The 19,209-nt window shown below is 31.5% G+C and carries 21 protein-coding genes and 1 tRNA gene; 10 read left to right on the top strand and 12 right to left on the bottom strand.

The genetic code is table 11. The features are described 5' to 3' along the window. Positions 1-3 precede the first annotated feature (3 nt). The 4 genes from ABI549_RS00385 (at position 4) to ABI549_RS00370 (ending at position 3,305) form a co-directional block, all read left to right on the top strand. Entirely contained in the window at positions 4-1,113 is a 1,110-nt protein-coding gene (locus tag ABI549_RS00385) for a cupin domain-containing protein (protein ID WP_348074461.1), read from the top strand. 77 nt (positions 1,114-1,190) lie between these two features. Further along, entirely contained in the window at positions 1,191-2,099 is a 909-nt protein-coding gene (locus ABI549_RS00380; RefSeq protein ID WP_348074460.1) for a fumarylacetoacetate hydrolase family protein, read from the top strand. Between the two features lie 10 nt (positions 2,100-2,109). After that, the gene (locus ABI549_RS00375) at positions 2,110-2,559 is read left to right on the top strand and encodes a GNAT family N-acetyltransferase (protein WP_348074459.1); all 450 of its coding nucleotides are present in this window, start codon (positions 2,110-2,112) and stop codon (positions 2,557-2,559) included. Next, complete coding sequence (locus ABI549_RS00370) at positions 2,556-3,305, top strand: Asp/Glu racemase (protein WP_348074458.1); 750 nt, start codon at positions 2,556-2,558, stop codon at positions 3,303-3,305. Before ABI549_RS00375 ends, ABI549_RS00370 begins: the two co-directional genes overlap by 4 nt. 53 nt (positions 3,306-3,358) lie before the next feature. On the opposite strand, the gene rho is transcribed toward ABI549_RS00370, so the two are convergent. Further along, positions 3,359-5,074 carry a transcription termination factor Rho gene (gene rho / locus ABI549_RS00365; protein WP_348074457.1) on the bottom strand — a complete coding sequence of 572 codons (1,716 nt, stop codon included), beginning with the start codon at positions 5,072-5,074 and terminating at the stop codon, positions 3,359-3,361. Positions 5,075-5,250: 176 nt separating this feature from the next. On the opposite strand from rho, the gene ABI549_RS00360 reads away from it, so the two are divergent. The 4 genes from ABI549_RS00360 to ABI549_RS00345 all read left to right on the top strand — a co-directional run bounded on the left by ABI549_RS00360 (position 5,251) and on the right by ABI549_RS00345 (position 8,559). Further along, positions 5,251-5,661 carry a DUF4293 family protein gene (locus tag ABI549_RS00360; RefSeq protein WP_348074456.1) on the top strand — a complete coding sequence of 137 codons (411 nt, stop codon included), beginning with the start codon at positions 5,251-5,253 and terminating at the stop codon, positions 5,659-5,661. A 159-nt stretch (positions 5,662-5,820) separates the two neighbouring features. Continuing rightward, a complete protein-coding gene (locus ABI549_RS00355) occupies positions 5,821-6,513 on the top strand; it encodes a response regulator transcription factor (protein WP_348074455.1) in 693 nt (230 codons plus the stop codon). Continuing rightward, entirely contained in the window at positions 6,510-6,794 is a 285-nt protein-coding gene (locus ABI549_RS00350) for a hypothetical protein (protein WP_348074454.1), read from the top strand. The genes ABI549_RS00355 and ABI549_RS00350 overlap by 4 nt, the downstream gene beginning before the upstream one ends. Next, a complete protein-coding gene (locus ABI549_RS00345; RefSeq protein WP_348074453.1) occupies positions 6,784-8,559 on the top strand; it encodes an ATP-binding protein in 1,776 nt (591 codons plus the stop codon). Before ABI549_RS00350 ends, ABI549_RS00345 begins: the two co-directional genes overlap by 11 nt. Before the next feature lie 80 nt (positions 8,560-8,639). On the opposite strand, the gene ABI549_RS00340 is transcribed toward ABI549_RS00345, so the two are convergent. From ABI549_RS00340 to ABI549_RS00325, 4 genes are all read right to left on the bottom strand, one after another. Continuing rightward, positions 8,640-9,548 (bottom strand): energy transducer TonB, encoded by a 909-nt coding sequence (locus tag ABI549_RS00340; protein WP_348074452.1) that lies wholly within the window; start codon positions 9,546-9,548, stop codon positions 8,640-8,642. Between the two features lie 153 nt (positions 9,549-9,701). Further along, positions 9,702-10,928, bottom strand: a complete 1,227-nt coding sequence (locus ABI549_RS00335; protein ID WP_348074451.1) for a Glu/Leu/Phe/Val dehydrogenase dimerization domain-containing protein — start codon at positions 10,926-10,928, stop codon at positions 9,702-9,704. Between the two features lie 156 nt (positions 10,929-11,084). Next, positions 11,085-11,669: a chalcone isomerase family protein gene (locus ABI549_RS00330; protein ID WP_348074450.1), complete on the bottom strand. Its 585-nt coding sequence runs from the start codon at positions 11,667-11,669 to the stop codon at positions 11,085-11,087. A gap of 79 nt (positions 11,670-11,748) precedes the next feature. Next, the gene (locus ABI549_RS00325; RefSeq protein WP_348074449.1) at positions 11,749-12,816 is read right to left on the bottom strand and encodes an anhydro-N-acetylmuramic acid kinase; all 1,068 of its coding nucleotides are present in this window, start codon (positions 12,814-12,816) and stop codon (positions 11,749-11,751) included. Between the two features lie 96 nt (positions 12,817-12,912). Here ABI549_RS00325 and ABI549_RS00320 point away from each other — a divergent pair, with 96 nt between their 5' ends. Beyond that, on the top strand, positions 12,913-14,052 hold the full coding sequence (locus tag ABI549_RS00320) for an acyl-CoA dehydrogenase family protein (RefSeq protein ID WP_348074448.1): 1,140 nt from the start codon (positions 12,913-12,915) through the stop codon (positions 14,050-14,052). A 212-nt stretch (positions 14,053-14,264) separates the two neighbouring features. Next, positions 14,265-14,561, top strand: coding sequence for a hypothetical protein (locus ABI549_RS00315; RefSeq protein WP_348074447.1), 297 nt, complete (start codon positions 14,265-14,267; stop codon positions 14,559-14,561). Between the two features lie 20 nt (positions 14,562-14,581). On the opposite strand, the gene ABI549_RS00310 is transcribed toward ABI549_RS00315, so the two are convergent. The 7 genes from ABI549_RS00310 to ABI549_RS00280 all read right to left on the bottom strand — a co-directional run bounded on the left by ABI549_RS00310 (position 14,582) and on the right by ABI549_RS00280 (position 19,175). Beyond that, a tRNA-Thr gene (locus tag ABI549_RS00310) sits at positions 14,582-14,655 on the bottom strand. A 79-nt stretch (positions 14,656-14,734) separates the two neighbouring features. Continuing rightward, a complete protein-coding gene (locus tag ABI549_RS00305; RefSeq protein ID WP_348074446.1) occupies positions 14,735-15,001 on the bottom strand; it encodes a hypothetical protein in 267 nt (88 codons plus the stop codon). Positions 15,002-15,083: 82 nt separating this feature from the next. Then, positions 15,084-16,052 carry a type I phosphomannose isomerase catalytic subunit gene (locus ABI549_RS00300; protein WP_348074445.1) on the bottom strand — a complete coding sequence of 323 codons (969 nt, stop codon included), beginning with the start codon at positions 16,050-16,052 and terminating at the stop codon, positions 15,084-15,086. 194 nt (positions 16,053-16,246) lie between these two features. Continuing rightward, positions 16,247-16,705: a peroxiredoxin gene (locus ABI549_RS00295; RefSeq protein ID WP_348074444.1), complete on the bottom strand. Its 459-nt coding sequence runs from the start codon at positions 16,703-16,705 to the stop codon at positions 16,247-16,249. Further along, positions 16,705-17,115 (bottom strand): 6-carboxytetrahydropterin synthase, encoded by a 411-nt coding sequence (locus ABI549_RS00290; protein WP_348074443.1) that lies wholly within the window; start codon positions 17,113-17,115, stop codon positions 16,705-16,707. Before ABI549_RS00290 ends, ABI549_RS00295 begins: the two co-directional genes overlap by 1 nt. Positions 17,116-17,205: 90 nt before the next feature. Next, complete coding sequence (idi, locus tag ABI549_RS00285; RefSeq protein WP_348074442.1) at positions 17,206-17,733, bottom strand: isopentenyl-diphosphate Delta-isomerase; 528 nt, start codon at positions 17,731-17,733, stop codon at positions 17,206-17,208. A gap of 38 nt (positions 17,734-17,771) precedes the next feature. Continuing rightward, the gene (locus ABI549_RS00280; RefSeq protein ID WP_348074441.1) at positions 17,772-19,175 is read right to left on the bottom strand and encodes an FAD-linked oxidase C-terminal domain-containing protein; all 1,404 of its coding nucleotides are present in this window, start codon (positions 19,173-19,175) and stop codon (positions 17,772-17,774) included. Between the last annotated feature and the right edge of the window lie 34 nt (positions 19,176-19,209).

The following is a 19,209-nucleotide window of genomic DNA, read 5'->3' as shown; positions in this document are numbered from 1 at the left end:
AAAATGAAAGAAAATCATTCAGACGATCAAATAGGAAGAGCAAGAGTACAAGATTCGCCAGAATTAGTAGCGTATTATAAAGAATTAGAAACGCTTGGCGCTGGTGCATTATGGACGGTTGCCAATGATATCGAACCTTGGGAACCAAGAAGTTCATCCGTTCCAATGCTTTGGAAATATGACGATTTACGTGAATTAGTACTGAAATCATCAGAATTAGTGACGCCAGAACAAGCGGGAAGACGTGTTGTCTATTTGGTTAACGACAAACGTAAAGATGTTTCGGCAGCTGTAGGTTGGTTGTATACTGGAATTCAAGTTACTCGTCCTGGAGAAAGTACTTCTGCACATCGTCATCGTGCTTCAGCTTTGCGTTTTATTATGGAAGGCGAAGGCGGTTATACAGTGGTTGACGGAAATAAAATCACGTTTGAAGTCAACGATTTCGTAATTACTCCAAATTCTGCTTGGCATGAACACGGTGTGGCCGAAAATGGTAAAACCTGTATTTGGCAAGATGGATTAGACATTCCGTTAGTCAATGCGTTGGAAGCTAATGATTATGCGGTTTACGATGGAAAACAACCTTTAGAAAAACCACTAAATCATTCTCCAATTGCCTATAATTGTGCGGGTTTAATTCCGGTTGATTTAACTTGGGATAAACCCTATTCGTCATTATTCAAATATTCGTGGAAAAACGTGTATCCAGCACTTTTGGAAACGCAAAAAGTAACAGAAGTGAATCCATTTGATGGGATTTTTATGCAATATTCAAATCCATTAACGGGTGGACACGTGATGCAAACTATGGGAGCAGCGATGCAATTATTACCAGCTGGTTTCAAAGGAAAAGCGCATAAACACACAGGTTCTTTCGTATATCAATGTGCAAAAGGAAAAGGTTTTTCAATTATTAACGGAAAACGATACGATTGGAAAGAAAGAGATATTTTCTGCGTTCCGTCTTGGGCTTGGCACGAACATCATAATCTTTCAGAAACGGAAGATGCTTGCTTGTTTCAATTCAACGATTTACCAGTCATTGAAAGTTTAGGCTTATTCCAATCGAGAGAATTAGAAGAAAATAATGGACACCAACAAGTTCAATAGCAATAACAAAAATCAATTTCAATAAAAAATAAAAACTTAATGAACCTTAATATCTTAAAGGTTTAAAATTATAAAAGATGAAACTACTTACTTACAAAACAAAAGACCTTGATACTAGATTAGGATTTATTCACAATAATATGGTTGTGGATATGGAAGATTTTGGAGAAATATCCAATTTCCCATTACCAAACGATATGCTAGAATTAATCGATATGGGATTTGAAGTCATTGCTGAAATCTCGGAAATGATTAACGATACACGTTCTCAAGATTTTGATAATATTTCTTTACCTATCGATAAAGTAACCTTCCTCGCTCCTATCGAAAAACCTCGGAAAAATATTATCGGAATTGGTTTAAATTATACAGAACACGTGGCGGAAAGTGCAAGAACATTAGACACAACAGGGAAATTACCTGCAAAACCAATTATTTTCTCGAAACCACCAACAACAGTTACGGGAACAAATACAAATATTATCAAAAACACAAAATTAACGGAACAATTAGATTGGGAAGTGGAATTAGCTGTTATAATAGGTAAAAAAGGCAAATACGTATCCAAAGAAGATGCCTTAGATTATGTATTTGGATATACTGTAATTAACGATATTTCTGCTCGCGATTGTCGTCGTGAAGGACAATGGATTGTTTCTAAAGGGCAAGATACATTTGCACCAATGGGACCATTTTTAGTTACGAAAGACGAGATTGAAAATCCACACAACCTAAATTTATCGTTAAAAGTAAATGGAGTAGAAAAGCAAAATTCGAACACGAAATTCCTATTATTTAATATCAACGATTTAATTGAAGATTTAAGTACGGTTTTCACTTTAGAACCTGGAGATATTATCGCTACAGGAACACCATCTGGTGTTGGAGCAGGAAGAAATCCACAAGAATTTATGTTTGATGGTGATGTGGTTGAAGCAACTGTGGAAGGAATTGGAACAATTGTGAATACTATTAAAGAGATATAAAAATAAAAAAATGATCTTCAGAGAAGCAAATCTAAACGATATAAAACAAATTCAAATAGTTAGAAATTCTGTAACAGAAAATACTTTGTCAAATCCGGATTTAGTTACCAACAAAGACTGCGAAGAATTTATGACCATAAGAGGAAAAGGATGGGTTTGTGAAGTTGAAAATGAAATTATAGGATTTTCTATAGCAGATCTTAAGGACAATAATATCTGGGCTTTATTCCTCAAACCCGAATTTGAGAAACAAGGTATTGGCAGTAAACTTCACAACATTATGCTTGACTGGTATTTTACTCAAACTAAAAATAAGGTTTGGCTGGGAACATCCCCAAATACAAGGGCAGAAAAGTTTTATAGAAAGCAAGGTTGGACCGAAGTTGGAACTCATGGAAAAAATGAAATTAAATTTGAAATGACGCACAACGACTGGGCACAAATAAAAAATAACAAATGAAAAAATTCAGAATAGGACAAATAGTTCCATCAAGTAACGTAACGATGGAAACCGAAATACCGGCTATCTTTCGCTCACGTGAAACCATTTTACCAGAACGTTTTACGTTTCACAGCAGTAGAATGCGCATGAAAAAAGTAACCAAAGAAGAATTGGAAGCGATGGATGCGATGAGTTTAAAATGTGCTCAGGAATTATCTGATGCGCATGTTGATGTTATGGGTTATGCGTGTTTAGTAGCGATTATGAGTATGGGACGCGGATATCATTGTGTTTCGGAAGTGAATTTACATCAGGAAACGGTAGCGAATGAATTTCCAACACCAATTGTAACTTCAGCTGGCGCTTTAATCAATGGATTAAAGGTTTTAGGCGCCAAACAAATTTCGATAATTACACCTTATATGCGACCATTAACGGATATGGTAGTGGATTATATCGAACATCAAGGCATAAAAGTGAAACAAAGTATTGCTTTGGAAATTCCTGATAATTTAGAAGTTGCAGCGCAAAACCCAATGAATTTATTAGAAATCTATAAACAATTAGATTTAACTGATGTTGATGTTTTAGTAGTTTCGGCTTGTGTGCAAATGCCATCTTTAGAAGCGATTGATTTAATTCAAGCGGAATGTGGAATTCCAGTGACTTCTGCCGCAGTCTGTACTACTTATGAAATGATGAAGAAACTTGGAATTGAAGCCAAATCAGCTATTGGTGGAGAATTGTTAAACGGTAACTATTAAAAATATATTTTGTTAAAAAAAATCCTGAAGTTTTTGAAGCTTCAGGATTTTTTTTAGTCATTCATCGAAATAAGAAATTCTTCATTATTCCTAGTTTTTTTGAATCTGTCATTTATAAATTCCATTGCTTCTACAGGATTCATATCCGCAAGGTATTTTCTCATTATCCACATGCGTTGTATTGTTTTTTCGTCAAGTAACAAATCATCACGACGTGTACTTGAAGAAGTAAGATCAATTGCTGGAAAAATACGACGATTTGCAATTTTACGATCTAATTGTAATTCCATATTACCTGTTCCTTTAAATTCTTCGAAAATTACTTCGTCCATCTTAGAACCAGTTTCTGTAAGTGCTGTTGCAATAATACTTAACGATCCACCATTTTCTACATTACGAGCTGCTCCGAAAAAACGTTTAGGTTTTTGTAATGCATTAGCATCTACACCACCACTTAATACTTTTCCTGAAGCTGGTTGTACTGTATTATAAGCTCTTGCTAAACGTGTGATTGAATCTAAAAGTATCACAACATCATGACCACATTCGACCAAACGTTTTGCTTTTTCTAATACTATATTAGCGATTTTTACGTGCTCTTGTGGTTCTCTATCAAAGGTGGAAGCAACTACTTCGCCACGAACACTACGTTGCATGTCAGTAACTTCTTCTGGGCGTTCGTCTATTAGCAAAACAATTAAATATACTTCTGGGTGATTGGATGCAATGGCATTAGCAATTTCCTTAAGTAACATAGTTTTACCTGTTTTTGGCTGCGCTACAATCATACCACGTTGTCCTTTTCCTATTGGAGAAAACAAATCGATAATACGAGTAGAAATAGAACTTCCTTTTTCGGCCAAACGGAATTTTTCTGTTGGAAATATTGGTGTTAAATGTTCGAAAGAAACTCTGTCACGAACTACCTGCGGATCATGTCCGTTTATTTTTAGAACTTTAACTAAAGGAAAATATTTTTCTCCTTCTTTTGGAGGACGAACCACACCTTTTACTGTGTCTCCTGTTTTTAACCCAAATAAACGTACTTGCGAAGTTGATAAATAAATATCATCGGGTGAAGCTAAATAATTATAATCCGATGAACGCAAAAATCCATAACCATCTGGCATCATTTCTAGAACACCTTCGCTTTCTATAATTCCTTCGAACTCATAATCTGGTTCTCTAAAGTTATTTTTATGTTTTGCGTTAGGGTTTTGATTTGGATTTTTTTGATTTGGATTTACAGGTTTTTCTTTTTGAACTATCTCAGTATTTTCTAATATTTCCGAAACTACTTCTTCTACATTTGTAGAAGTAATTATAGGTTTTACAACTTTTTTATTTCTATGAGAATTATCTACTTTAGTCACATTATTTTCGTCTTTTGTAAAACGAATTACTTTGGGTGGACGTTGTTTTTGTATCGTTTCAACAACTGGTTTGTCTAATTCTGGAGTTACTCCAACTTTAGGTTCTTCAAAAGAAATTACTTCTTGTTGAACTGGCTTATTTACTAGTGTTTTGGGAGTAATTGATTTTGAAACTTTAGTTTCAACAATTCTAGTTCTCTTAGGCTTTTCTTCAGCTATTGGGGTAGTTTCTAATGAGATTGGAACTATTTTTTCAGGGTTTGCTGCCTGATAATCTAATATTTGATAAACAAGTTCATCTTTTTTTAGCGTCTTGAATTTAGCAATTTTAGCAATTTTAGCAATTTCTTGTAGCTCAGGGAGCTTCATTTCTTTTAAAACAGAAATATCAAACATAAAATGATGTGTGAATTAATTATTGAGAATATAAATGAGAATGATTTTTTAATCTTATTTTCCGAAGTATGAAGTGCTTACGGATTCCTAATGCAATAATACAAATTTTATTTGAGTAAACAATAGTTTTTTATAAAAAGAAAATATATTTTTGTGTGAATAATATAAGATTTATAATGATTCAGAGAATACAAAGTATTTATTTATTGCTTGCTTTTATAGTGACTGGAGCGCTTACTTTCGTTTTTCATTTATGGAAATTAGAGAACGGAGAAACGGTTTATTTTATGAGTAATATTATTTACACTATGTTATTTGGATTAAGTACTGTTTTATCATTACTTAGTTTACTTACATTTAAAAAAAGAAAACAACAATTTGTGATGAACAGATTGAATATAATATTAAACTTAATTTTACTAGGATTATTTGTGTATCGGACACTAACTGTATCTGGAGAAACCACGGTTTCAGAGAAGGGTATTGGGATGTTTCTTCCTATTGTAGCTATCTTTTTATTGGTTTTATCCAATAAAGCCATCAAGAAAGATGAAGATCTCGTAAAATCTGTGGATCGATTAAGATAAACCTTTCATCTTAGTTTATTAGTGCGAGAAAAATCCGTTTCAAGAAATTGAGACGGATTTTTTGCTTCGTCTAACTAAATTTAGTTAGATAAAAATCATTAATTCTAGGTATTTCGTGTAACTTTATATTCATATACATTTGAAAACTTTAAAATCACAATGGAAAATAAAATAAAAATACATTTAGCAGATGATCACCAAGTGCTTATAGACGGTATACTAGCTGTGCTAAAAACAAACTCGATGTTTGAAGTGGTTGGATTCTCTTTAAACGGAGAAGGTCTTGTAGAGAGAGTCGCAAGAAACAAAGCAGATATCTTAATCATGGATATAAATATGCCCGAAAAAGACGGTATACAAGTATTACGCGAAATGAACGAAGTAGGATTTACTTGTAAAGTTATTATTTTATCTAGTTATGATGATGCCAAACTAATTAAAGAAGTTATAAAATTAGGTGCCAGTGGTTACCTTACAAAACAATGTGCTGGTGAACATATTATTGATGCTATAACAACTGTTGCTTACGGCAATCAATATTTTTCTGATGCTATAAAAGACAAAATCTTTAATATTTATACAGGAAATAATAATGACCACAATCAGACATTAAATATAGAGGATTTAATTTCTAGTATCACCACTAGGGAGTTAGAAATTCTGAACCTAATTAGTCAGGAAAGAAGCGGAAAATATATTAGTGATTTACTAAATATTAGTGTAAATACAGTCGAAACACATCGAAAAAATTTAATGAAAAAACTTAATGTAAAAAGTTCTATCGGACTTGTTGTTTTTGCAACAAAACATAATTTAATAGAAAAAATAACCAATAAAAATGTAATACTATGACCTATGACATGCTAGGATTGTTTTCTTTTTGTGAAGTAAACACCGAAAATTTTCAGATTTGTTTTGAAATTCCAGACAATTGTAATTATGAATTTACTGCCAATGCAGGAATTTGTACAATAGCTATAAAATTAAATCCAGAAGAAAAACAACCCTCTACAAATTTTGTAACCTGCAAAGAAACCTCCAATATCATTAACAATAAAGCCGTGGCTAATTTTGAACAATATCAAAAATCTGGAGTTACAATCAAAAAACCAAATATTACAATTGGTTTTTAAAAAAACTACATCAAATAAGATATTAGCTTTAACTTTTTTAATTGCTAGTCAGTTCTGTTTTGGTTTTCAAGATTTGAAAACCAAAACAGATTCTGTATCTTATTATTTAGAAAAAAATAATTTTATAAAAGCATTAAATTATGCTCACAAAAAATCAGAAAATTATTTATTAGCTAAAGATTATAATGCCTATTGCGATATCCTGATTCAAAAATCTGAGATTTATCGAGGACTTAATGATATTGAGAATACAATAAAAATACTTTATGAAGCAAGAAATATTGCTGAAACAAATAATTTATTAGAAAAGCAAGCATTAATATATAGAGCTATTGGCAATGTTAATGGAATAATTTTCGAATACAGTAAAGCAAAAAAATACTTACATAAAGCTAACAAAATTGCTTTAAAACTAAAGAATAATAGTTTATTGATAAAAGTTAATCAAGGTCTTTTTAAAATATGCATGGAGACTGAATCTGATAGTGCTTTATATTATCTGAACAAAACAGATTATTATACTAAAAAATCAAATAATCTGATTGAAATATCTAATAACCAATCTAATTTTTATTCATATTACACTTCAAAAAACGATAACATAAAAGCAAAAAAATATTTAGATAGTTCTTATAATATTGCATTAAAAATCGGCGATAAAACTTTAATCTCTAACTCTAAAAACAACTTAGGTGTTTATTATATGACTGTAGAGAAGGATTATAAAAAAGGAAAACAACAATATTTAGATATTATAAAAATGTTTCCAAATAAAGATAACTCTATAGCATTATCTCAAGCTTTCCTTAATATATCCTATGCGTACGAAAAATTAGATGATTATAAAAATGCATACTTATACAATAATAAATATTTAGAGTTACAAGACGAAAAGTACACGAGTAAATTAGCTAAATCTAACCAAGAACTTGAAACAAAATATGCTATAAATAAAGTTGAAGAAGAATTTAAAGTAAAAGAAAAAATAATAAATGAAAAACAAGACAAAAATCAAAAGTTATTGCTACTATTTGCTTCATTATTTATTTTAGCAGGATTTATTTTTTATTTCTACTATCAAAATTTAATATTAAAACAAAAAAGTAAGCTAAAAGATATAGATACTAAACTTCAGTATAAAATCATTAGCGCTACACTGGATGGTCAAGATCAAGAGCGAAATAAAATATCAGCTGTTCTACACGATCATGTAAGTGCTGTTCTATCATCTGTAGGATTGCATTTATCAGCTTTTGAAAATGGTTTAACAAAAGATCAAATTAACGATTTGAAAAAAACGCGATCTTTGCTAAAAGATGCTCATGACAAAGTGAGAGATTTGTCTCACGAATTAGTTCCCCCATTATTAATGAAATTTGGTTTACCATTTGCATTAAAAGATCTTTGTGAAAATAATTCTAATTCACTAATAATATTCAATTTTCATTCAACTCTTGCAAAAGGCAGAAGATATAATCCTAAATTTGAAACCAAAATATTTTTTATAGTTTCAGAGTTATTAAACAATGTCATGAAACATAGCAAAGCTTCAAAATCTAAATTATCTCTCGAAGAAACAGAAGGAAACTTATGCATCGTAATTACAGATAATGGTATAGGTTTTAATGGGAAAAATATTAGTTCCTCTAATGGTTTTGGTATTACTCAAATTCGGGCAAGAGTAAAAGACATGCAAGGAGATATGAAAATAAAATCAAAAAATGGAGAAGGTACTGTAATTAACATAAAAGTTAACATCCTTTAAATTAAAGCATTATTTTTGCAATTATTTATTTTTACAAATAATACGTTTATATCATTTTAGGCTAGTTATTAATCGTAATTTTAATTCAAACTAAAACTATAAACAATTTTACCTACTTGTCTTTCTGGCGCATCATCACTGGCTTGCCACTTAGTATTCATAGCGGCAATTCGAGCTTGGTCTAATAAGCATTTTGCAGTGTTTGTAGTTCCTTTTACACCGGGAACCACACTAATTGTATTTCCATTTCTATCAACAGAAACTTCAACAACTACTTTTCCTGATTCGTTACAAGTATATTTAGGTGCTGGTTTAGATAATGCTTTTCGACCACCAAGTGAATAACCTACTCCGCCACCATTTCCGTTTCCTGAACCACCACCAGATCCAGAACCACTTCCTACTCCTGTTCCCGTTCCGTTTCCTGAACCGTTTCCGCCGCCTGTTCCTCCACCAGAACCTCCGCTCCCATAACCATCATTAGACAAACTTCCGTTCGATGAGCCTTGGTTACCTTGTGTACTCGAGTTTCCGTCTCCGCCTTTATTTCCTCCTTTTAGGATATTAGCCAAAGCATCGTTGGTGTTTTTAGTAACTTTAGGTTTTACTACAACAGGTTGGGTTTCTTTTTTTATAATTTCAACTTTAGGTTTTTTCGTAATTGGCTTTTTAGCTACAACCACATCATTTTCTTCGGTCGAATTTTCTTGAGCTATAATTTGATCTTCAACAGTTTCTATTGGTTTTACAACCTGTTTAGTTTCGTTTTTTACGTCTAAAACATCACTTTCGAAATTATTTCCAGAACCAAATTCAGTATCACCAAAGTTTACAGTAACACCGCCTCCGCCACCACCACCAGCTAATTCTTGCATGTTTGCTGGTGGCCAAAATCGTATAAAAAACAATATCAGCAACAACAAAATATAAATCACTGTCGTTATTACAAATGATTTTCTCTTGTCTGCTGCTGATATTACTACTTCCATAATTATTGTTTTTTAAGTCTTAATGTCATAAAGTCAAAAGTCATAACGCTAAAAATACGTTGATATTATTTCACTAATTATCTTTATTTTCAAAACAAACATAATTATAACAATACTTCTTTCGACTTTATGACTTTTAAACTTTCGACTTACTTATACCAATTGTTTCAAAGCAATTTCAAAAGCGGTTGCGCTAATGTTTTTCTTATCTGAATTTAAAGCATGGGCTTTTTCGATAGCTTTCTTAATAATGTCTGAAGTATCACTAAAAATTGACTCATCAGTCATTTCGACTTTTTTCTCCATAAAATAGGCAAAAACGCGTGCCATTCCACAGTTTGAAATAAAGTCTGGAATTAAACTTACTTTGCTATCTACTTCTTCCATAATTGGACCAAAGAAAATTTCTTTGTCTGCAAAAGGAACGTTAGCACCACAAGAAATCACTTCTAAACCAGCAGCAATCATACCGTCTACTTGACTTTTTGCAACCAATCTTGACGCTGCACAAGGAGTAAATATTTCTGCACCAATAGACCAAATTTTAGCATTTATTTCCTCAAAAGGAATCATATTATCTGCTACTAATTTGTTTCCATCTTTGTTAAGGAATAAAGTTCTAATTTCTTCGAAAGTGAATCCGTTTTCATTAATCAAACCTCCATCTCTGTCGATGATTCCTATTACTTTGACACCCATTTCTGCTAGATAAAAAGCAGCTGCAGAACCTACGTTTCCGAAACCTTGTACGATAGCTTTTTTTCCTACCACGTTTCCTCCATAAATATCATAATAATGACGAACAGCTTGCGCTACGCCATAACCTGTAATCATATCGGCAACGGTATATTTTCTAGTAATATCTGGCGAAAAAGTAGTATTCTCTATTACTTTGACAACGCCTTGACGCAATTGTCCAATTCTATTTATTTTGTCTGCTTCTGTAGGTTTGAAATGTCCGTTAAAAACACCTTCTTGCGGATGCCAAACGCCACACTCTTCAGTCATTGGAATAACTTCGTGAATTTCATCTACGTTTAAATCGCCACCTGTTCCGTAATAACTCTTCAATAAAGGAGAAACTGCTTTGTACCAACGTTGCAAAACCCCTTTTTTACGAGGATCGTTCGGGTCAAAATTAATTCCTGATTTTGCACCACCAATAGCTGGTCCAGAAACTGAAAACTTTACTTCCATAGTTTTTGCTAACGAAAGCACTTCATTCATATCTAATCCTTTACGCATACGTGTTCCCCCACCAGCTGCGCCACCACGAAGTGAATTTATTACAGTCCAACCTTCTGCTTCTGTTTCTGGATCTTTCCAATTAAAAACAACTTCTGGTTCCTTATTTTCAAATTTCTTTAATAAATCTTTCATTACTATTATTTGTTGGTATTATTTTTTTGTGCCACAAATATAAAAAAATAGAATAAAGTAAATTATGTATTTCTAATTTTAAAATACATAATTTACTTTATTCTATTTTTTACAATCTATTTATTAGTATATTTTTAAATAAAATAGAATAGAATACTATTTTCCTAACAAATCGTTTTTAAGATCTAAGTCTACAGGATTATTAGAAAGCCATATTCCGAAGAAAGCTTTTTTGAATTCAAATCCAGAAATTTTTCCTTCAAATTTATTATTTTTGTAAACCCAAATTGATGTATCAATAGGATTATAAACAAGATTAAAAGCATCGTCTTTTCTAGTTTCTTCAGTGCTTAACAATGATTCTAGTTGTGTTATTTGAGATTCAAATTGCTTCATATTTTCTTCGCCAACTGACTTTTTCATCCCATTGTTTAGAGATTTAGTTAGTTTTTTTGATGACACTAAATTTGAAAGTATTTGAAGTCTAACAGCCATTTCTGTATCACTTTCTAATATATACTGTCCATCATCTGATAAATTTGTTAGATACAATGCTTGTACATAAACATCTACCCACATTTTAGACCTTGTTCCGAAACCGTTTAGTTTCAATGTTTTATTTTCAAATTCTATCGTTCTTGGCACAATAACTCCTTGTGTTTCGAACTGATTTTGTGCTGTTGTAATATTTGACTGAATAAATAAAAATATTGTAATGAAGTGTAAAATGAATTTTTTCATGATTTTTTTAATAAAAATTAATTTTGGGACAAAATTAGAAAAATATACCAACTTCTAAGCTATAACTTTAGTTAAAAACTTAATTATTATAAATTTTTCCAGAACTATGATTGTGTTTTGCTCCCGTAACACTTGCTAAAACATTTATTTCGTTGCGAAGTTTAAGTACTCCGAGTAATGCAAAAATTAAGGCTTCTTTAAACTCAATTGTTTTGAAATCTGGAATTTCAATATTCATTTTTGGTAAAAAAAATTGTATTTTTTCTATTAGAAAATCGTTGTAAGCTCCTCCTCCTGTGATAAGTAAAGTACCTGTTTTTTTAACCAAAGCCAAAGCAATTTGCATGGCAACATGCTCTGTAAATGTTCTCAATTTGTCTTCTGTTGATAACTTATAATTTTCGATAATTGGAAGAAGAATTGTTTTCACAAATTCAAATCCAAGTGATTTTGGATAACTTTTTTGATAATAATCTAATTCATTTAATTCTGATAATAAATCGTTAGAAACATTTCCTGAGCGAGAAATTTTCCCTTTATCATCATAGTCGAAACCTAATTTATTAGCATAAAAATTTAAGACTGTATTTACAGCTGAAATATCGAAAGCAATTCGGGTTCCGTTTTCATTAAAAGAAACATTAGAAAATCCGCCAAGATTTAAGCAATAATCATATTCTGAAAATAGAATTTGATCACCAATAGGAACTAACGGAGCGCCTTGCCCTCCTAATTTTACGTCTTGAACTCTAAAGTCACAAACTACTTTTTGGTTTATTAATCTGGCAATTTGAGGCAAATTTCCTATTTGCAAAGTAATTCCGTTTTGTGGCTGATGCAAAATTGTATGTCCGTGAGAACAAACTACATCAAGATTTTCTATTTTATTAGATTTAATAAAATTAGAAATAATCTCGGCTAACAATATGGTATAATCTTCATTTAGTTTTTTTAATTCTAAATCAGAAAAATCGACTGCTTTTCTAAGTTGATTTATCCATGATTCCGAATAACTAATAGTTTCGCTTTCATTTATTTGAAAACTCCATTTTCCATTTTCTTCAAAAAAATGAATATGTGCCAAGTCTACTCCATCGAGTGAAGTTCCCGACATTACTCCTAAAACATTATAGTGGTGCTTAAACATGGGTTAAAATTAGGAAAACCTTTTGAAAAATTCATATTAATCAACTATATTTGAAAAATTTTAAAAAAGATTTACAAATAAAATATTAATATAAAGATGGATTTTAATTTTAGCGAAGAACAATTAATGATTCAACAAGCAGCTCGTGATTTTGCTGTAAATGAACTTTTGCCTGGTGTTATAGAACGTGATGAATATTCAAAATTCCCAACCGAGCAAGTCAAGAAAATGGCTGAACTTGGATTTATGGGAATGATGGTAGATCCTAAATACGGTGGTTCAGGATTAGATAGTGTTTCTTATGTTCTAGCCATGACCGAATTATCCAAAATAGATGCTTCGGCAGCAGTTGTAATGTCTGTAAACAACTCATTAGTTTGCGCCGGAATTGAAAAATATGCAAGTGAAGAATTAAAAATGAAATATCTAGTTCCACTTGCAAAAGGTGAAGTTATAGGTGCTTTTTGCTTATCTGAACCAGAAGCTGGATCTGATGCTACTTCGCAAAAAACTACTGCAATAGACAAAGGAGATCATTACCTATTAAATGGAACAAAAAACTGGATTACAAACGGAGGAACTGCTTCTACTTATATTGTAATTGCACAAACTGATATTGAAAAAGGCCATAAAGGAATTAATGCTTTTATTGTAGAAAAAGGTTGGGCTGGTTTTGAAATTGGTCCTAAAGAAAAGAAAATGGGAATTCGTGGTTCTGATACACACTCTCTAATGTTTAGTGATGTAAAAATTCCTAAAGAAAATAGAATTGGTGAAGACGGATTTGGTTTTAATTTTGCTATGAATGTTTTAAATGCTGGTAGAATAGGAATCGCATCTCAAGCTTTAGGTATTGCAACTGGTGCTTACGAACTAGCATTAAAATATGCACAGGAACGTGTTGCTTTTAAAAAACCAATTTTTCAACACCAAGCTATCGCATTTAAGTTAGCAGATATGGCTACACAAATCATGGCAGCCAAAATGTTAGTCCTTAAAGCAGCTACTGAAAAAGATGCTGGTCAAGACATATCACAATCTGGCGCTATGGCAAAACTTTTTGCTTCCGAAACAGCTATGAATACAACTATAGAAGCCGTGCAAATACATGGTGGAAACGGATATGTGAGCGAATATCATGTAGAACGTATGATGCGTGATGCTAAGATTACTCAAATTTACGAAGGAACTTCTGAGATTCAGAGAATTGTAATTTCTAGAACTTTAGTAAAATAAAAAACAATTTTAATAATATAACATGCTAAGCCTAACATAAAAGTTAGGCTTTTTTATTTTTATTGAATATTCTTTAAAGTTAATTCTAAAATATTTCTAAGCTAAATATAATTTTTAAATATTTGATAAAGTAGGCTTTAACCGTATTTTTTATATTAAAAAAACATTAACAATCTTCGCAAACTAATTAGTTAGTAGTAATAATAAAAAAAATGCGTACAGAAGAATTAATAAATAGTTTAGAACTGTTGAAAAACTATAATTATCATTTTACTGATTATGAGTTTAGAGAATTTGAAGAAAATTTCATTGTAAATGAAACTCGAAGAAATTGGTTAGTTAAAGAATACTTTAAATTTATAGATGATTTCAAGTCTATTATAAATGAACATAATGAAAGTTATTATATAGGAAAATCTATAAAAAAACTTGTAGAAAACTTCAGTCCTAATATAATTTATCCGTTTTCAAAACACATAGTCTTAAAACAAAAAAACCACCACAAATAAATGTGATGGTTTTACAAAAGAGCCGGCGGAGGGACTCGAACCCACGACCTGCTGATTACAAATCAGCTGCTCTAGCCAACTGAGCTACGCTGGCGACTTTAATTCTGGTGCAAATATAATTCTGAAATTCTAATTTCCAAAATAAATCAGCACTTTTTTGCAATTATTTTTAACTATAATGCGTTGATTTTTTCAACCATTTGATTTGCAACTTGTTCCAATTCTACATTGATTTGTTTGAAGTGTGCTTTTTTGTTTTCAACGTTTTTTGCGTTTACTTTTACAATTAATCCGTCAAAAGCTGCAATAGCTTGATCTATTAAAGCATTTGTAGCATCAGTAGGTTTTCCTGTCGTTGTCATTTCGTACAAGTAAACTGCTTCAATAATATCTCCTAATACGAAGTTGATGTCTTTTTTTAAATTTTTAACGTTTGCCATTTTATTTTATTTTTGAAATTTTATTATTCTGTTGAATGTTATAATTCGGGTGCAAAAGTACATATAATCTTTATAATATAGACTATGAAATGTAAATTTCTAAAATAGATGCTTTACCTATTAAAGTATAATGAGTAATTACTGCTGGAAGCAGTATTGTTTCTCCTTTTTTGAATGATTGTTTTTCGTTGTTATAAACTAAATAAAATTCGCCTTCGGTACACATAAATACCTTAAATGAACTTGAATTTCCTTTAAAAATCATTTCTCCATCGAGCGGAATAAAATTAGTGGTGAAATAAGGACAATTTACTGCTTTATTTGAAGTGTTAATTGTCTTATTATACTTTTTCCTAGATTCAATTTTATTATAGTTTATAGCTTCTAATGCTAAATCATTGTGTAGTTCTCTACTGTTGCCTTGTGCATCTTTTCTATCAAAATCGTAAATACGATAAGTTATATCAGATGTTTGCTGAATCTCAGCTATGAGGATTCCTGCTCCTATGGCATGAATTGTACCTGTTTCAAGGAAGAAAACATCTCCTTTTTTTACTGAAATTTCTTCTAGAATTGTGGTTAATGTTTTATTTTCTAAATGTTGTAAATATTCTTTTGGAGAGGATTTTTCTTTAAATCCTACTATAATACTAGCTTCTTCATCAGCTTGCATGATATACCACATCTCGGTTTTACCGAAGGAATTGTGTCGTTTTTTTGCTAACTCATCATTAGGATGTACTTGTATTGATAAGTCTTCATGAGCATCTAAAAATTTAAATAATAAAGGAAATTGTTTACCAAATTGTTTATAAACTTTTGTTCCTAATATCTCCTCAGGATATTCTTCAAGTAATTCATTTAATGTTTTTCCTTTTAACAAACCATTTTTCACAATACTTACATCTCCTGTAACTTGAGAAATTTCCCAGCTTTCGCCTGTTGTTTTTGAGATGATTTTTTTTTCGAGGATTGATTGTAACTTGGTTCCTCCCCAAATTCTTTCTTTTAGAATGGATTCGAAAACAAGTGGATAACAATTTGTACTCATATTCATGATATTATAGTGCAAAAATGCAAAAAAATTATTCAATTGCCCTGATGGGGTGAAAATCCTCTCTATTTTTCTTGGCAAGATTACTTCACTAAACTTTCATTTTAAGTAAAGTTCAGTCAACTACGTTTACAATGACAGCAGGAATAGAATTTAAAAGAATTCTCGAAGAATTCGCTTCTAGAAATGCCTTATTTTAATTTTTGGATTGCTTCTAGTGATTTAGGTATGTGCTGGCTGGCGTCCATACTATTGTAAACCATTTGCACAATACCTTTTAGGTCTACTACATAAGTAACTCTTCCCGGAATTAATCCTAACATAATACTTGGCACCCCGAAAAGTTTTCTGATTGTTTTGTCGTTATCCGACAATAGAATATATGGTAATTTGTGATTTTGAGCAAATTTTTTGTGCGATTTTGTACTGTCTCCACTTATTCCGATGACTTCGGCGCCTGCATTTTTGATGTCTTCATATTCATCTCTAAACGAACAGGCTTGTTTTGTACAACCTGGTGTTTCGTCTTTTGGATAAAAATAAATAACTAATATTTTCTTAAATAATACGGATTCGATGTAAAAATCGTTTCCATCTTGGTCTTTTGCGCCAAATATTGGCATTTTATCTCCTACTTTAATTGGTTCCATTATTCTCCTTTATAAGTTACAAAATTACGTGGTGTTTCGTATAATATGACTTCTAAGTCCATTTCTGATGTAATTCTTTTTCGAATTTTACTCCAAATCACGACTACTATGTTTTCGGCAGTTGGATTTAAATCCTGAAATTCTGGTACGTCGAGATTTAAATTTTTATGATCAAATTTGTCTTCTACTTCTTCTTTTATAATATCTGATAGCACTTTAACATCCATTACATAACCAGTTTCTGGATCTATTTTACCAGTAACACTTACTGTTAAATCGTAATTGTGTCCGTGAAAATTTGGGTTATTACATTTTCCGAAAATAGCATCATTTTTTTCGAAAGTCCAATCTTTCCTGTATAAACGATGTGCTGCATTAAAATGTGCTTTTCTGCTTATGGTTACTTTCATTTAATTTTAGATTTTAGATTTTAGATTTTAGATTACGAAATCTAATTTCTAAAATCATAATAATTTGTAATATTTCTGAAAATTGAAATCTTAAATCTTATGATCCTCTAGATAATGATAAAATTCGTCGAAGATAATTTTGAACCAAACCGTATAAATATCCGGATTTTGAATCATGTCTTTTTTTACATTATCAATACTCATCCATTTCCAATTTTCTACTTCGTCATTGTTTATTATTGGTTTTTCGCTATAATATCCTATCATAACGTGATCCAGTTCGTGTTCTGTAAGTCCGTTATCAAAAGGTGCTTTGTATATAAAATGAAATAATTCTTTCAATTCCGTTACAAAACCCATTTCTTCTCGTAAACGACGTGTTCCTGCCTGAATATTTGTTTCACCTTCTCGCTGGTGACTACAACAAGTATTTGTCCATAATAATGGGGAATGATACTTATGATGTGCTCTTTGTTGCAACATAATTTCGTTGTTGCTATTTAGCACAAAAACTGAAAAGGCACGATGTAAAATTGCTTTTTCATGAGCTTCAAGTTTTGGCATTAAGCCTATTTGTTCGTCTTTTTCGTTTACTAAGATTACTTTTTCTTCTATCATACTTTTTTATTGCGTTGTAAAAATACAAAAAAAGAAAATCATAAACTATCTGGAAAAATCTTTCCTGGATTTAAAATATTATTTGGATCAAAAACAAATTTTATTCTTTCCATCAATTCCAAATGGGTTTTAGAAAAAGCAATGTCCATATAGTTTTTTTGCACTAATCCAATTCCATGTTCACCAGATAAAGTTCCTTTTAATGAAACTGTCAATTCGAAAATTTCTCGAATTCCTCTGGTCACTTGTGTATTCCAATTGTCATCTGTCATGTCACCTTTGATGATGTTTACATGTAAGTTTCCGTCTCCAGCATGACCATAACAAACAGATTTGAAACCGTATTTATTTCCTATTTCTTTGATTCCTGAGAGTAATTTTGGTAATTCATATCTCGGCACAACCGTGTCTTCTTCTTTGTAAATAGAATTTGATTTTACAGCTTCGGCAACCGAACGGCGCATTTTCCATAAAGCATTTTTCTGGTCTTCGGTGTCGGCAAAAAGTATTTCATCAATTTCAAATTGCTCCACCACATTCATTATTTTTTCAGCTTCTTGCATCAGAATTTCTGGATAATTTCCATCGACTTCTATGAGTAAATGCGCTTGAATTTCTGATTTTACAACTACAGAAATATTTGGATTAAATTTTAGAGTCCAATCAATCGCATCACGTTCCATAAACTCTAAAGCACTTGGTGTAATTCCTGCTCTAAAAATAGCAGAAACTGCTTCGCAAGCTTGATTGGCTTTATAAAAAGGAACTAACATTAAGACATTGTGATTTACTTTGGGCAGTAATTTCATCACAATTTTAGTGATTACTCCCAAAGTTCCTTCGCTTCCCACCATCAATTGCGTCAGGTTATATCCAGTCGAATTTTTTAGTGTATTAGCTCCTGTCCAAATGATTTCGCCACTAGATAAAACAACTTCGAGATTTAACACATAATCTTTTGTAACGCCATATTTTACAGCTCTTGCTCCACCAGCATTTTCGGCAACGTTCCCTCCTATCCAGCAACTTCCTTGACTACTTGGATCTGGTGGATAAAACAATCCTTTCTGATCTACTGCTTCTCTCAAAACTTGTGTAATGACAGCTGGTTCGACTATTACTTGCAGGTTTTGTTCGTCGATATTGATGATTTTATTAAAACGTTCCATCGATAAACCAATTCCTTTATAAATAGACAATGCACCACCGCTCAAGCCTGTTCTTGCTCCGATTGGTGTTACTGGAATTTTATATTCATTAGCTAACTTTAATATCTGAGAAATTTCTTCAGACGTTTGTGGTTTTAACACAACCGATGGTGGAAAAACATAATCTTCGGTTTCGTCGTGTCCGTAATGATTACGAGTTTCTTGGTCGGTAAAAACGAAGGATTCTCCTATAATTTGGTTTAATTTTTGAAGTATTTCTGGTGTGATTTGCATTTTGTTTTAATTGAATAGTAAAAGTAAATTATTT

It is taken from the genome of Flavobacterium sp. (assembly GCF_039932285.1).
Taxonomy (GTDB): Bacteria; Bacteroidota; Bacteroidia; order Flavobacteriales; family Flavobacteriaceae; genus Flavobacterium.
The sequence above is the reverse complement of the archived record's forward strand: the minus strand, read 5'-3'. Positions and strand labels throughout refer to the sequence as shown.

What these genes read in the sequence shown, in the direction of transcription:
- ABI549_RS00385 (WP_348074461.1), top strand. Translation starts at nt 4, where the DNA reads ATGAAAGAAAATCATTCAGACGATCAAATAGGAAGAGCAAGAGTACAA.
- ABI549_RS00380 (WP_348074460.1), top strand. Translation starts at nt 1,191, where the DNA reads ATGAAACTACTTACTTACAAAACAAAAGACCTTGATACTAGATTAGGA.
- ABI549_RS00375 (WP_348074459.1), top strand. Translation starts at nt 2,110, where the DNA reads ATGATCTTCAGAGAAGCAAATCTAAACGATATAAAACAAATTCAAATA.
- ABI549_RS00370 (WP_348074458.1), top strand. Translation starts at nt 2,556, where the DNA reads ATGAAAAAATTCAGAATAGGACAAATAGTTCCATCAAGTAACGTAACG.
- rho (WP_348074457.1), bottom strand. Translation starts at nt 5,074, where the DNA reads ATGTTTGATATTTCTGTTTTAAAAGAAATGAAGCTCCCTGAGCTACAA.
- ABI549_RS00360 (WP_348074456.1), top strand. Translation starts at nt 5,251, where the DNA reads ATGATTCAGAGAATACAAAGTATTTATTTATTGCTTGCTTTTATAGTG.
- ABI549_RS00355 (WP_348074455.1), top strand. Translation starts at nt 5,821, where the DNA reads ATGGAAAATAAAATAAAAATACATTTAGCAGATGATCACCAAGTGCTT.
- ABI549_RS00350 (WP_348074454.1), top strand. Translation starts at nt 6,510, where the DNA reads ATGACCTATGACATGCTAGGATTGTTTTCTTTTTGTGAAGTAAACACC.
- ABI549_RS00340 (WP_348074452.1), bottom strand. Translation starts at nt 9,548, where the DNA reads ATGGAAGTAGTAATATCAGCAGCAGACAAGAGAAAATCATTTGTAATA.
- ABI549_RS00335 (WP_348074451.1), bottom strand. Translation starts at nt 10,928, where the DNA reads ATGAAAGATTTATTAAAGAAATTTGAAAATAAGGAACCAGAAGTTGTT.
- ABI549_RS00330 (WP_348074450.1), bottom strand. Translation starts at nt 11,669, where the DNA reads ATGAAAAAATTCATTTTACACTTCATTACAATATTTTTATTTATTCAG.
- ABI549_RS00325 (WP_348074449.1), bottom strand. Translation starts at nt 12,816, where the DNA reads ATGTTTAAGCACCACTATAATGTTTTAGGAGTAATGTCGGGAACTTCA.
- ABI549_RS00320 (WP_348074448.1), top strand. Translation starts at nt 12,913, where the DNA reads ATGGATTTTAATTTTAGCGAAGAACAATTAATGATTCAACAAGCAGCT.
- ABI549_RS00315 (WP_348074447.1), top strand. Translation starts at nt 14,265, where the DNA reads ATGCGTACAGAAGAATTAATAAATAGTTTAGAACTGTTGAAAAACTAT.
- ABI549_RS00305 (WP_348074446.1), bottom strand. Translation starts at nt 15,001, where the DNA reads ATGGCAAACGTTAAAAATTTAAAAAAAGACATCAACTTCGTATTAGGA.
- ABI549_RS00300 (WP_348074445.1), bottom strand. Translation starts at nt 16,052, where the DNA reads ATGAGTACAAATTGTTATCCACTTGTTTTCGAATCCATTCTAAAAGAA.
- ABI549_RS00295 (WP_348074444.1), bottom strand. Translation starts at nt 16,705, where the DNA reads ATGGAACCAATTAAAGTAGGAGATAAAATGCCAATATTTGGCGCAAAA.
- ABI549_RS00290 (WP_348074443.1), bottom strand. Translation starts at nt 17,115, where the DNA reads ATGAAAGTAACCATAAGCAGAAAAGCACATTTTAATGCAGCACATCGT.
- idi (WP_348074442.1), bottom strand. Translation starts at nt 17,733, where the DNA reads ATGATAGAAGAAAAAGTAATCTTAGTAAACGAAAAAGACGAACAAATA.
- ABI549_RS00280 (WP_348074441.1), bottom strand. Translation starts at nt 19,175, where the DNA reads ATGCAAATCACACCAGAAATACTTCAAAAATTAAACCAAATTATAGGA.